This window comes from Polystyrenella longa, from assembly GCF_007750395.1.
In the GTDB taxonomy this organism is placed as follows: domain Bacteria; phylum Planctomycetota; class Planctomycetia; order Planctomycetales; family Planctomycetaceae; genus Polystyrenella; species Polystyrenella longa.
The window spans coordinates 2,176,824-2,190,390 of record NZ_CP036281.1 but is presented as its reverse complement, the minus strand read 5'-3'; the positions used below and the strand labels follow the sequence as shown (position 1 = coordinate 2,190,390).

The 13,567-nt window shown below is 49.5% G+C and carries 10 protein-coding genes; 3 read left to right on the top strand and 7 right to left on the bottom strand.

Annotation, left to right across the window (positions count from 1 at the left end; translation table 11 throughout):
• Positions 1-531 precede the first annotated feature (531 nt).
• The 6 genes from Pla110_RS08185 to Pla110_RS08160 all read right to left on the bottom strand — a co-directional run bounded on the left by Pla110_RS08185 (position 532) and on the right by Pla110_RS08160 (position 6,226).
• Complete coding sequence (locus tag Pla110_RS08185; protein WP_144995008.1) at positions 532-831, bottom strand: metal-sulfur cluster assembly factor; 300 nt, start codon at positions 829-831, stop codon at positions 532-534.
• Between the two features lie 282 nt (positions 832-1,113).
• Positions 1,114-1,425 (bottom strand): Rieske (2Fe-2S) protein, encoded by a 312-nt coding sequence (locus Pla110_RS08180; protein ID WP_144995006.1) that lies wholly within the window; start codon positions 1,423-1,425, stop codon positions 1,114-1,116.
• A 160-nt stretch (positions 1,426-1,585) separates the two neighbouring features.
• Positions 1,586-2,908, bottom strand: coding sequence for a Fe-S cluster assembly protein SufD (gene sufD, locus Pla110_RS08175; protein WP_144995004.1), 1,323 nt, complete (start codon positions 2,906-2,908; stop codon positions 1,586-1,588).
• A 94-nt stretch (positions 2,909-3,002) separates the two neighbouring features.
• On the bottom strand, positions 3,003-4,412 hold the full coding sequence (gene sufB / locus Pla110_RS08170; RefSeq protein WP_144995002.1) for a Fe-S cluster assembly protein SufB: 1,410 nt from the start codon (positions 4,410-4,412) through the stop codon (positions 3,003-3,005).
• Positions 4,413-4,527: 115 nt separating this feature from the next.
• Entirely contained in the window at positions 4,528-5,331 is an 804-nt protein-coding gene (sufC, locus tag Pla110_RS08165) for a Fe-S cluster assembly ATPase SufC (protein WP_144995000.1), read from the bottom strand.
• Between the two features lie 220 nt (positions 5,332-5,551).
• Positions 5,552-6,226 (bottom strand): helix-turn-helix transcriptional regulator, encoded by a 675-nt coding sequence (locus Pla110_RS08160; RefSeq protein ID WP_144994998.1) that lies wholly within the window; start codon positions 6,224-6,226, stop codon positions 5,552-5,554.
• Positions 6,227-6,828: 602 nt separating this feature from the next.
• Between Pla110_RS08160 and Pla110_RS08155 the strand changes: the two genes are divergently transcribed.
• The 3 genes from Pla110_RS08155 to Pla110_RS08145 all read left to right on the top strand — a co-directional run bounded on the left by Pla110_RS08155 (position 6,829) and on the right by Pla110_RS08145 (position 11,026).
• Positions 6,829-8,871: an alanine/glycine:cation symporter family protein gene (locus Pla110_RS08155; protein ID WP_197440586.1), complete on the top strand. Its 2,043-nt coding sequence runs from the start codon at positions 6,829-6,831 to the stop codon at positions 8,869-8,871.
• Positions 8,872-9,021: 150 nt separating this feature from the next.
• Positions 9,022-9,456: a universal stress protein gene (locus Pla110_RS08150; protein ID WP_144994994.1), complete on the top strand. Its 435-nt coding sequence runs from the start codon at positions 9,022-9,024 to the stop codon at positions 9,454-9,456.
• Positions 9,457-9,670: 214 nt separating this feature from the next.
• Positions 9,671-11,026 (top strand): KAP family P-loop NTPase fold protein, encoded by a 1,356-nt coding sequence (locus tag Pla110_RS08145; RefSeq protein WP_197440585.1) that lies wholly within the window; start codon positions 9,671-9,673, stop codon positions 11,024-11,026.
• A gap of 420 nt (positions 11,027-11,446) precedes the next feature.
• On the opposite strand, the gene Pla110_RS08140 is transcribed toward Pla110_RS08145, so the two are convergent.
• A complete protein-coding gene (locus Pla110_RS08140; RefSeq protein ID WP_144994990.1) occupies positions 11,447-13,534 on the bottom strand; it encodes a S41 family peptidase in 2,088 nt (695 codons plus the stop codon).
• Between the last annotated feature and the right edge of the window lie 33 nt (positions 13,535-13,567).

Genomic DNA, 13,567 nt, shown 5'->3' with positions numbered 1-13,567 from the left:
CGAGAATGAATTCTCAAGCCAGAAGTGACAGAAGTTAACGGTGGATCAGTTCAAACCCAGTCTCAAACGGAGACTGCGGCAGGGGAAGATGAAGGTGGGTAACAGGGGGCTTAGATATAGTTGTAATGGGTCTTTTCCATCCCCATCACCGGGTAGTTCGAAATTCACTGAAAGAAGCTCAGATCATAGAAACAATAATTCGATTACATCCGGTAACAGCGTTTTACGGACAGAGAAGCCGTCAGAGTTTCCATTCAACAGAGCATTTTAAGATGCCTCCATTCAGGAATACGACTAGTCGACTTTCCACCGTGCATGCGGCTGCTGATCCATGAATTTCAATCCAGTATGAACAAGCCTGCACAAAACAGCAATTGAATTTCAGCAGTTTGAACACAAACAAACTGGAAAGAAATTTTTCAGCAAAAGACCAGACAGTCAGTCTTGCAGAACTCGACTTTATCTGCTTACTCACCTTCACATGGCGAGATTACGTAGAGCAAAACCCAAGCTACGATAGACAACTGGAGCTTAGAAAATCCCCAGTTCGTCGCGGGCTTCGTCGGTCATACGTTCTGGCGTCCAGGGCGGAGACATGGTCAGCTTGATCTCAGCTTCGTCGACATCTTTCAGTCGAACCAAAGCCATTTGTGCCTGCTGCACAATTTGTGGCCCGGCAGGGCAGGCGGGACTGGTCAAGGTCATCTCAACCAGGACTTTTCCTTCCTCCTGGCTTACGTCGTAAATCAATCCCAAGTCGACGATATTCACCATCAATTCTGGGTCAATCACTTCTTTCAAAGCATCGATTAATTCGAGTTCTGTTGACATCGGCCAAGGTCCTTAAGCGTAGAAAGCGAGTCTTCTAATCCGGAATTGAAAGCTTTCAATTCGTCGGACAGAATGTCGAAGAATCCAACAATCCGAGCATCCTTACTTGCAGCCTGAGAGAAACAGACCGTTCCAGATCAGGGGATATATGGATCGTTTGAATGGAGAGTTGCGTCATCCTACGCAACGAACAAATTGAACTGATTCAAGATCTGTTCTCACCTGATATCGGTGACAGGAGCATTATACTCAACTTCAACCGGCTAGCCTACTCAGACTATTTTAATTTTCACATAACCAGATTTCGCCCGCTTCGATTTTAATATCGTAGGTCGGAATCCCTTCGGTCGCGGGCATGCACAAGGCTGCTCCGGTCGCCAGATCGAATTTGGCCCCATGTCGAGGACAGGTGATCTGACAATTCTCTATAGGACCGTCTGTCAACGGCTGACCATCATGAGAACAGACATCTTCGATCGCGTAATACTTGCCATCCTGTTTAATCAGCAGGACCGGAACATCATCGACAATGACTTCCTTACGACCGTCCTGTTCAAACTCAGATTCCTTCGCGACTAATTCATAACCTTCCATCAGCGGCAATTCCTCGACGCACCGGGTTAGTTTTCCCGAAGCTCTCTTTACTGGTTAAGCAATACGAAACTAAAGCATTCTGCAGTGGTCAGACAATGCAGTGGTCACACAATGACCCTAAGGTATTCGAACGATATTAAAATCGTCCGTAAACAGAGGATCAATCGATGCCCAACTTTCGTGTCACCGCTTGACTTAATGTTTCACGAACCACTTCTACGGGGATACGATCATAGACTCCTTGAAAGAATCCTTCCACAATCATATGCATCGCTTCATAGCGGGATATCCCTCGGCTCATCGCGTAGAAAATTTGCTCGTCGTCAACCTGACCGGCAGTTGCACCATGAGTACAACGGACGTCGTCAGCTTCAATTTCCAGTCCGGGAATCGCATCATTGCGACAAGTCGAACTGAGCAGTAAAGCATCACATCGCTGGTATCCGTCCGTCAGTTGTGCTTCCGGCTCAACTCGGATCATTCCACGCCAGATCGCTTTGGATTTGTCTCGCAACACTTGTTTGTAAAGCAGGTCTGAGCGCGTCGACTCGGCATTGTGAGCTTGCTTGGTGTAGTAAGAAATCTTTTGTCGTTGATCGGCGAATGTTACCCCGTTCACCTGAGCTTCAGAACCTTTACCGTCCAGCATCACATCCTGATGAATGTGTGCGGTCGATGCGCCCAGTCCGGCGACGGTCCACTGCAGACTTCCATTCTGTCCCACGCGACCGCATTGATGTGCCAGGTGCCACGATTTCTGATTCCAGTTCTGCAATTGAACATAGCGAAGTCGAGCATTAGCCGCGACCAGCAGTTCGACCGATCCGACATGTAATCCCGGTTGATCAGTTGTTTCGGAAGCAGTTTCTTCCAATAGAGTCGCAGAAGCGTTTTCCTCAATAATCACCAGTGTATGGCTGAAATCAGCCGCACCAGTTCCAGACAAGCCAATCAGACTATGTAGAGGGCGATCCAGTTCGACATTACGGGGCACGTATAAAACGGTGCCTCCAGTGCAGAAGGCGGCATGCCACGCAGAAAACCGGTCCGCATCGGGCTTCACGGCTCGTGTCATGAAGTGTTCCTGAATCAAATCACTGTGACTATTCAGAACAGTCTCCAGGTCACCGAAAATCACGCCTTTCTCAGCGTACTCTGCGGCTAGACTTTCGTGCCGAGTTTTACCTTCGACATGCGTCACTTGACCGGCGAATTCTGCCCGATCCTGAAGCAGCGTATCAAACGAAGCGTCAGAAACGGTATCGCCTGCCAGTTGGAATTTTTCCGGCCGGAATGTCCGCATATCAACCCGTTTCCATTCCTCAGGATCCAGGTCTTCGGCCAGTTTTTCGAGGTAGATCGCATAGGCCTGTCGGCGCAACTGCAGAAACCATTCAGGTTCATTGCGTGTCGCCAGAAAGGCTTCGAATGCTTCCTCTGCGAAAGGAGCAGGGGGAGATACTTTTAAGGTAGTGCTGGTCATTTCAGTCAGAATCAGTCTTTAAAGATGATCTAAAAATTAGCGAAGGGGACACACCACCGGCGGCCAGATTGCCGCCGGGAACAGGACGCTGGAATTAACCAACGGAACCTTCCATCTGTAACTCAATCAGCCGGTTCATTTCAACCGCATATTCCATCGGCAGTTCTTTAACCAGCGGTTCGATGAAGCCGGTCACGATCATCGCGGAAGCTTCCGCCTCGGTCAGACCACGACTCATCAGATAGAACAACTGCTCTTCCGCAATTTTGGATACAGAAGCTTCATGTTCCATCGCAACATTGTCGTTTTCGACTTCAATGTAAGGATAGGTGTCACTACGGCTCTGATCGTCGAGAATCAAGGCATCACAGACGACGTTAGACTTGCTGTGTTCCGCATTCTTTTCTACACGAACCAGACCACGATAACTCGAACGACCGCCTCCTTTGGAGATACTCTTTGAGATGATCCGGCTGGAAGTATTCGGAGCACAGTGAACCATCTTGGCACCGGCGTCCTGATGCTGACCCGTATTTGCGAAAGCGATCGACAAAGTCTCGCCACGAGCACCCGGCTCCATCAGATAGATGGCGGGATATTTCATCGTGACCTGGGAGCCCAAGTTTCCATCGACCCATTCCATGAGTGAATCACCATAAGCCATCGCCCGTTTCGTCACCAAATTATACACGTTATTCGACCAGTTCTGGATCGTCGTGTAACGGCAGCGACCTTCACGTTTGACAAGAATTTCAACGACCGCTGAGTGCAGCGAATCGGATGAATAAGTCGGAGCAGTACAACCTTCGACGTAATGGATATTGGCCCCTTCATCGACGATGATCAGCGTCCGCTCGAACTGTCCCATGTTCTGGGCATTGATCCGGAAGTATGCTTGCAGTGGGAATTCAATCTCTACGCCGGGTGGCACATAGATAAACGATCCCCCCGACCAGACAGCGGAGTTCAACGCAGCGAACTTGTTGTCTTCTGGCGGAATGATCGTAGCGAAGTGTTCCCGGAACAATTCCGGATGATCTTTCAACGCAGAATCAGTATCGGTAAAGATCACACCTAGTTTAGCGAGATCTTCATCCAGACTGCCGTAGATCACTTCGGACTCGTACTGGGCTTTCACTCCGGACAAGTATTTCTTTTCCGCTTCCGGAATACCCAGACGGTCATAGGTGTTTCGAATTTCTTCGGGCACTTCATCCCAGGTTTTACCCTGACGATCCGAGGCGCGCATGAAATAGTGGATGTTCTGGAAGTCGATATGACTGAGGTCACTTCCCCAGGTCGGCATCGGTTTTTCGTTGAAGATCTCCAGAGACCTCAATCGAAAATCACGCATCCAGCCAGGTTCCCCCTTCATCTCGGAAATCTCGGCAACCACTTCTCGGCTGAGCCCCTTCTTTCCGGTGAAGGCATATTTGTCAGTAGAATCATGAAACCCGTACTGGTATTCACCAATGTCTACATTGTCTTTGATTTCGGTAGTCACGATTTATTCTCCTTACACGTCACTGAGAACGTGGGGTTGGAAAGGACTGTTGCTGAATCGCTGTCGGAAGTGATTCGATTTAATCCACTCGTCTTCAACTGCGGGAACCCTCTCCTTACGAAGCGGTCGTTTCCAAATGCTCCGCTGCTTCCTGAGGGTGTCGTTCTCGAACGGACTTGTAACCGTCACTGTGAAGCTCGCGAGCGAGATCCGCACCGCCAGTTTCCACGATTTTGCCGCCCAGCATTACGTGTGTGTATTGAGGAATGTTATATTCCAGCAGACGTTCGTGGTGGGTAATGATCAGCACGCCCATACCGGGTCCGGCGAGGCGGTTGACCCCTTCACTGACCACTTTCACGGCATCACTGTCCAGACCACTGTCTGTTTCGTCAAGCACGGCGAACTTGGGTTGCAACATCGCCAACTGCAGAATTTCCATTCGTTTTTTCTCACCACCGGAGAACCCCTCGTTGAGGTAACGCCGGGCGAAGCCGGTCTCCATGCCGAGTTCGGTCATCCGCTCTTTGATCTCTTTGCGGAACTCACGCATCGGCATCAAGGTTTCGCCTTCTTTCCGATCCGGGTTACGAACGTTGGTCACCGCGTGACGAATGAAGTCGGCCACTTTGACACCGGGAATAACTACCGGGTACTGGAATGCGAGGAACAAACCCAGACGAGCTCGCTCGCAAGGATCCAGTTCGACGATGTCTGTTCCATCGATTTCGATTTTACCACTGGTGATGGTGTACTTGGGATGACCGGCCAGTGCGTAAGCCAACGTGCTTTTACCAGACCCGTTCGGTCCCATGAGAGCGTGAATTTCACCCTGGCGGATTTCCAGATTCACCCCACGCAGAATCGGGGTCTCCTCGACAGCGACGTGCAGGTCTTCAATTTTAAGAATGCTGTTCATAATTCTCTTTGAGGTTTTGGTAGTAGAGGGATATGAGTTTATTGTTAGGTCAGATTATCGGTAATCGACTGTTCGTTGTGTTTATTCTGGCATCTTCTCGGTCAGGAGCGATGCAGTATTCGGATTCTCGATTCAGAGTTCTTAGTTTACTAACCGCACTCCTTTAAAGGAGCCAACCGGCAAATCGAAGGTTCACATCCTAAACGGAAACCTGTCTCGCTTAGTCTCCCGTTTCCGAATCGGAATGTTTATCCAGAGGGACGGTTACCGCTTCAAGCTCGGAGGTCACAAATTCGCAACAGTGATGTCCATCCAGACAACAGGAAGTCAACGAGACTGAACTACCCAGGATTTTTTCATAAACCAGTTGTTCCATCTCGCAGATACGAGGATCGGACTGAGCCAATTCCAGATAAGGACAATTTCGTTCTCGCAGGACGGGCAGGGGACCAGTTTGGTCCACTTCCACATCAAAACCACGATCTTGAAGGGCTGTCTTCAGTTGTTCAACACGTTCGTGAAGAGTTTCTCCGTCAACATCTCGACCGTACCGTTTCACCAGAGCCTCTTGAATGCGTTGCTGCAAGTGGGCTCTTACGTCAGGTTCTTCAATGGTCTGGAGTTCCTGCCACAAAATCGCGGCTAACTCGGCATAGTTGTCGCCCAGTTCTCGTTGACCGAGACTGGAAACCTGATAAGCGTGATGAGGTCGGCCCCGGCCATTTCGGACCAGTTCCCGCTCGATAAAGCCTGCTGCCCGTAAACGGACAAGACGTTGCCGAACTGCGGTCGCCGTGACTCCCAGCCTGTCGCAGATTTCCGGGACAGTCGCCGAACCCTGCCGGCCTAACTGCTCTAGAAACTGTCGATCATTCTGGTCCAGGTTTGCTCGCATCCCGGCTCACCAACTTTCAAGTTTAAAAACGCTTTCAAATAGAGAGTAAACGTGTACTCTGTACAACTTCTGACTTGGTTCGAATCTCATCGCCTTGCGGCTAATGAAATGGGTCTCCAGAGCGGGCGGTGATTTGAGGTTCGGTAGACAAGATTTTTCACTCAAAACCTGTTACGATCCATAAATCGAGGCCCTGCAAGGAGTCTACTACTTCCCATCATAGGAATATTTTCAATTTTGACAACCAATATTGTCAAAACAATCTTTGAAAACCGAGCCCCTCGACACGCCTCAAGCCATTTCTTGTGCTCGACCTTTTCTTCAATCGACGCAACCACTTCACTGGAATCACTTTAGAGTACATATCCGCGTTCGCATCGACCTTGCCTGCTAAGGCAATTTCCTGTTAAATATACATTCAAACATGGTGAGCATTCGGTTGGGGATGCGTTCAAAACTGTCTCGCTGGTTGTCAAATCTGTTCAGGCGTCCTCCTGCTGATGCCACAGCCCGGTCCGCTCGACTGGTTCCCCCTTCCGAAACTGCAAATCTCCCAAATCCCCGTGTCCCTCCCTTCGGTACCAAGCCCGACGAGGAACCTCATGAAATTCAATTCAACTTCTTCCATCCGACTTCTCCTCGTCATTGCCTCCGGCATGTTCTTGACGATGGCCCCCTTACCGGGTCAGGAAACCGAGATCCCCGACCCGTTCTCCAACTCTCCCGTAATCGAAACCCGGGAAGTTGAATCAGAAGATCCGACATTCACGACAACCGAAACGGCAACGGTTGATGACAATGCGGAAGCAGATCAGGCAGAGGTGGACGAAACCGAAGCCCCGGATCCAACGACGCTCGAAAAAGTCGATGCCATCTTTGCGAAAATCGTCGATGGCATGGCAACTGTTCTGTTCTACGAAATCTTCAAGGGCGAACAGGAGTACTTCGAGTTCCAATCGGATGACCCAACCGAGGACGTACTCAATGGAACCTGGGTTTGGAGCGATGAAGACGAGTTGTTTCATAAACTGGAAAAAATGCGAGACGCCCTCAGCCTCAAATACACTATGAGCCGGGAAGAAGCAGCAGAATACGCCACCGCTGGAGATCTGAAACCACTCCCCACCGAAGACAACACCACGACCCACATCGGCACTCGCACCACCAAAGGAGCTCCGCTGGTTGTCATTTGGCTCGCCTGTGGTTCGCTCTTCTTCACTCTTTATATGGGTTTTTATAATTTCTGGGGCTTCGGACACGCTGTCGAAATCGTGGGCGGAAAATACGACAACCCGAACGAAACAGGCGAAGTCACTCATTTTCAAGCACTCTCCTCGGCGCTTTCCGCGACCGTCGGTCTCGGCAATATCGCCGGTGTGACCCTCGCGATGACAATGGGAGGCCCCGGTGCTTTCTTCTGGATGATCTGCTGTGGTTTCTTTGGAATGTCCAGCAAGTTTGTTGAATGCACCCTGGGCCAGAAGTACCGCCACGTCAAACCGGACGGAACGGTACTCGGTGGCCCCATGCGCTACCTCGACAAAGGACTCTCCGAACTCGGCTTGCGCCCATTAGGACTCCTGCTCTCATTCACTTTTACGATCATGTGCATCCTCGCCTCCTTTGGAGGGGGCAATATGTTCCAGGCGAATCAGTCCGGAACAGTCATGCTCGAACAATTACAACAAGACGACAAACGGCAACTCGTTTCGCTCAACGAAGAACTCGCCACTGCCAAAGCGGCCAATGACCTGACGGAAATTGAACGTTTGCAAACAGACATTACTGTGCTTGAAAGTGATATCACCAGCTTCGACAGCATCTTCCGCATCGCTTATGGGTTAATTCTGGCGGCATTGGTAGCACTGGTAATCGTGGGAGGAATCAAACGGATCGGAGCTGCGGCAGAAAAGATTGTCCCCACCATGTGCGCCATCTATGTTGCCGTCTGCCTGTATATTATCTGTGCCCATATCACTCAGATTCCCGAACTGGTCATACGCATCTTCACAGAAGCCTTCTCCCCACGAGCATTAGGAGGTGGTTTCATTGGAGTGTTGGTCGTCGGAGTTCAACGAGCCGCATTCAGTAATGAGGCCGGAGTCGGCAGCGCCGCGATCGCCCATAGTGCCGCCCGCACCGAAGAGCCGATCCGCGAAGGGTCGGTCGCACTACTCGGTCCCTTCATCGACACCATTATCATCTGCTCCATGACCGCACTGGTAATTTTGATCACCGGTGCCTGGGATAATCAGGAATGGATCCTGGGCGAAGGGCTCGCTGGAGCCGCGTTGACCTCTCGTGCCTTCGGTTCGGAAGTCAGCTTTTTCCCGTGGGTCCTCAGCGTTGCCGTCATCCTGTTTGCTTACTCCACCATCATCTCCTGGAGCTACTACGGCGAGCGCAGTTGGGAACAACTGTTCGGCCCGCGCAGCACTTTTATCTACAAGTTCCTGACGATTGTGTTTGTCTTTCTGGGAGCCATTTTTAACCTGGGTTCCGTGCTCGATTTCTCCGACATGATGATCCTCTCGATGGCGTTCCCGAACATCCTCGGAGTGGTCATTCTCGCCCCCAAAGTCAAACGGGATCTGGCTGACTACTGGCGTCGTTACAAGGCGGGCGAATTCAAAACTTATAAATAGTTTTGGTTTGGATTCTCACTTAAAAAATACGCAATTAAGAATAGACAACACCGCGTACTTCACGATGAATATAATAGAAGATAGAGCAGGGGGCCCCGCGGTTTGTCCGTGAGACCTTGATCACTTCAACTCGTTAAGGAGACTCTTCTCATGTCTGGCCAGCCCTCCTCGTTGACTGTCGTTCCGATCGACTTTTCAGATAACACCCCGGCCGTGCTTGAGCAGGCTCTTCTTCTGGCCAGTTCCCCCGACGACATTCGGTGCATCCACGTGCTGTCCAACCAGGCAAATATGTCTCCCGGCACACTTTGGGGAGACGTCGACGACGAGAAACGCCATAAGGCAGTGAAGAAATACTTCATCGATCACTACGGCGAATTCAATGTCAGCCAGAACCAGCTCGAAGTCCGCATCGGCTCCCCTGGATTCGTCATCGCCGACTACGCCAAAGAGATCAAAGCCCACCTCATCGTCATCTCCTCCCACGGCCGCCACGGCCTGCCAAGACTGCTATTAGGCTCAGTAACCGAACGCGTCATCCGCGAAGCGCACTGCGATGTATATGTCTTGCGTACACAGAAGTGAGAGTAGGGCTTTGAGTTTGCGACTTCGCCTCATTGGCGAATAGACGCTGTAGCCTCGCCAACGCACTGCAAACCTGACAGCTCCTTTAGATTTCCATATTGCTCATCTGCAGTTAGAATAACACATTATTTGGCAACGCGCTCAATGCGCCGTGTTACTCACACAATCACAGAACGCCTACGACAGGCAATTTATTTGGGCTCAAGAAATGGTATTGGAAATCCCCACATTCGATGATGATCTTCTTGATCTATCCGACTTTGCCGATAGATTAGAGAAGTTTATTGAGGTCGAACACCATTTCGTTCAAGGAGGACTCGTCCTCGCACTGAATTCGAAATACGGCTCCGGAAAATCCACTTTTTTGAGAATGTGGAAGAACCGGCTTGAAAAAAGAGACAACAAGCCGATGGTCATTTCACTCAACGCGTGGGAGAGTGACTATTACGGAGATCCTCTGTTTGCAATCATTTCAAGTCTTATCGAATCTCTAAATCAAAACAACAAAGACGCTCAAAGAATCATCGATGCGGCCAAGGACTTAGGCTGGTTTGCGACTGCGATTGGCGGACAAATAGCGGCCCAAATTACCGGAATCAATTTTGAGGCTGCAGGCGATTTCGCCGAGAAAAAACGCGAACAAAGAGAAAGCAAAGAAGAAACCTCAGAAACACATTCTGATACATTTTCAGTATATGAATCCAGAAAACATGCAATGAGCAACCTAAAAGAGGCCATTGAAGAGCATGTTGGCTCCACCGAACCTAGGACGATATTTCTTGTAGATGAACTTGACCGTTGCCGTCCAGATTATGCCATTTCATACCTAGAAACAATCAAACACATTTTCGATGTGCAAGGAGCCGTTTTTATTCTGGCGGCAGACAGAGATCATCTAGAGAACTCAGCTAAAACTGCCTTCGGTCGTGATTTGGATTTTGACGAATACATTCGTAAAATTGTGCACAGAGAAATCGCACTCCCAACCCTAGTAGAGGCAAATTATCAGAAAATTGCATCAGAATATGTAAAATATTATCTCGAACGAAACGATTTAAGATTTACTCGGCTCAAAAAAAACACATCTCAATATAAAAGGATCCATGAACTAGCCCATCTCTTCAATCTAACCCCAAGACAGATTCAAGAAATGTTCCGTCTAATTGGGCACGTCTTCAATGCTCAATCAGAAAATGAACACCCACTTTTCTGGTGCCTCGAAATTCGTACATTTTTTATGGTAGCGATGAAAATTGGACGCCGCGAAGACTATTTCAATTTTGGCCACCAGAATTATTCCGCAATAGAAACTTACGATTTTTTAAAAATTGTACTTCGCAACAAAGACACTAAATGGTGGTTCATGCTACTTATGACTGGAGAAGCTTTCAAAATCGCTTCACATGGGGAATGTTTCAAAATCCTTGTGGAGGTTGGTCTCGCGAGCCAGGAAGAGGAAAAATTTTACTCTGAGAGACTGGACAAATTCGCACAAGGATGGGGATTTTCGAACCACGGCCGATTCAAGCAGATTTTTGAGACTATTGAGCAAATTTCATGTTGGAACTAGAAAGTCTCTATGCCTGTTAAGGATTTCCGGTCTATAAGCCAGAATGATACAGATCTATTGATCAACACTTAACTAAGCTTTTCCGGAAGCCTTCCTGCTTAACATCTCCACTGAAGAATAAAACAATCTGTCCGGTTCTGCAAACCGACCACGACCTGCTGCCTTAATACGTCCTCCTCTAGAATCCAGACACCCTTTACTAGATGCCAACACAAAAAAACGCCCTGCAACTTTTGAAAACTCTCAGGCCGAAGCCTCGTGTGGGAGGAGTTTTCAAGGTGAGTTGCAGAGCGTTCGCCGGGGTCCAAACTGATTCGCGTTGTCGTCTCTTAGTTGTAAATCCGTAGTCAGTCTGAATTCCGCATCATCTCTTTCAAGCATTCTCTTTTGCAATCGCCCCCGGGTGGGGGGCTCTCCCCCTTAGAAGGAAGAGAGACTTGGGTAGGTCTGGTTCTGGTTGCGGCTGTTGCCTTGAGCCAGGTTTTGAGCCTGGGTGCTGCGAGCCGCTTCCGTTGCCCGTTCGAGGACCAGGTCCTGACCGGAGTAGTTGTCGTTCTGAACCGTGATGTCCGGGGTCACTCCCGCTCCTGCCATTTCGCGACCGTTGGGCGAGTAAAACTTCGCGGTCGTGATTCGCAGGTTGCCGGAAACCGACTGCAGCGGGAAGTGAGTTTGAACAGTTCCTTTACCGTAAGAGCGTTCGCCCACTACGATTCCCCGTCCGTTCTCCTGAATCGCCGCAGCGAAGATTTCGCTGGCACTGGCACTGTTACCATCAACCAGAACAACCAGGGGAGTTTTCCAAGTCTGTTCGTAAGTAGCGACTTCTTGCGACTGATCGCCAGCAGTTCGTCCTCGGGTTGAAACAATTGTTCCAGAGGTGATGAACTTGTTTGACAATTCAATCGCCGTTGTCAGCAGGCCACCAGGGTTGCCTCGCAAGTCGATGACCAGCGATTTCATCCCACTGTTGTGCAGACTCCACAGAGCTTTATCCATTTCTTCGTTAGAAGATTTGGCGAACTTTTCAAGTTTCAGGTACCCCACATCGGAGCTGACCATTTTGAACTCAGAGACCGACTGAATCGTAACTCGTGATCGAACCAGAGTGACGTTGGCGTTTTTCGAATCGCGTCGCATTCCGAGAACAATTCGACTTCCTTCAGCACCCGTGATTCGGTCCACCACCCAGTCGAGTGTTTTTCCACTGACCGACTGACCATCAATACTCATGATCAAGTCTCCCGCTTTCAGTCCAGCGTTGGCAGCAGGGCCACCAGGCAGGGCTTTCACAACGAGGATACTATCTCCTTCAGGTTTGATCTCGACGCCGATTCCGACGATGTGATCTTCCAAAGTTGCACTTGGTTTCCGATAGATGTCTTCAGGAACGAAGGCGGAGTATTTATCCAAAGTTTCCGTTGCTGCGAAGACAAATTCCGTCACCACAGCCGATCCACGTAAACCAACAGTCTGCTGTGCCATGTTGATCGTCTGGTTGATCAAGTTCATTGCCTGACTCGCATTGGTCGTGGGGTAGTTCTGGTGAATCTGACGCAAGCCATTACGAAAGTTGCTGATCTGCTGAGACGAAGGTGAAATCTGGTTAGAGGACAGAAAGTACTGGTTCTGAATCGCCAGGTCGAGGTTACCCAAAGCGTATTCAACACGTTCTTTGTAAGAAGTAGGTTCGATGTGTCGTGTATCAATCAACCGAGCCGTTTCCTGGTACAAAGAGAGTGCCTGTTGTGTACTGACGCCCATAATGAATCTCCCAATAACAGGGTCGCCATAACGAGCGGCCAGTTTACGATCACGTTCTTCCTTAGGACTTAAAGTGCTGGCCGGTTCAGTAGTAGGCTGGGTAGGTTGAACAGAAGGCTGAGTCGGAACCGGAGTCGACTGAGGTTGTCCCTGGTACTGTTCGAGAAGTTGTTTGAGCTTTTCAATGTTCAGCTCAAAGTTCTGGTCACGATTCTGATTCAAACCGGAATCAGAAGGAGCGTAGTAAGACCGTTCGTAATCAGGACGCTGTTCGCGACGATCTTGCACAGGTCGTTGTTGTTTATAATCCTGAACAGGGCGGGTGTAACCCATCTGTTCAATTCGTTCCTGAATCAAATCTTCGAGTGAAGGGGAGACTTCGGTTTGAGTTTCTGTGTGATATCGGTCGTACCAACGATCAGGTGCCCGACTTCTCCCTTCATTACTGACCTGGTTATTATCGTAAGTAGAAGCGAAAGGATCAGCGACGTTACTGTAGTTGGAGTGATCTTCAAGATAGTCGTAGCTCTGTTGAGACGAGAGAGGTTGGTTCAACCATTCCCGCAGGTCTCGTTCTGGCTCGGCTCCGTTTGCCATCGCCCCAAAGAAGAAGACGATGGAAAGCAGGCAGGCACCTACAATCCGATTGGCGATTTGATTAGCCGTCCAACCCGATTTTTGTGTCCGGCTAGAGCGAGCAGTTTTGTTTCGGTCAGCGTTATTATTGAATTGATGAGTCATCATGATTCCGTCCTTTGGTTCAATTTTTGTTTTATA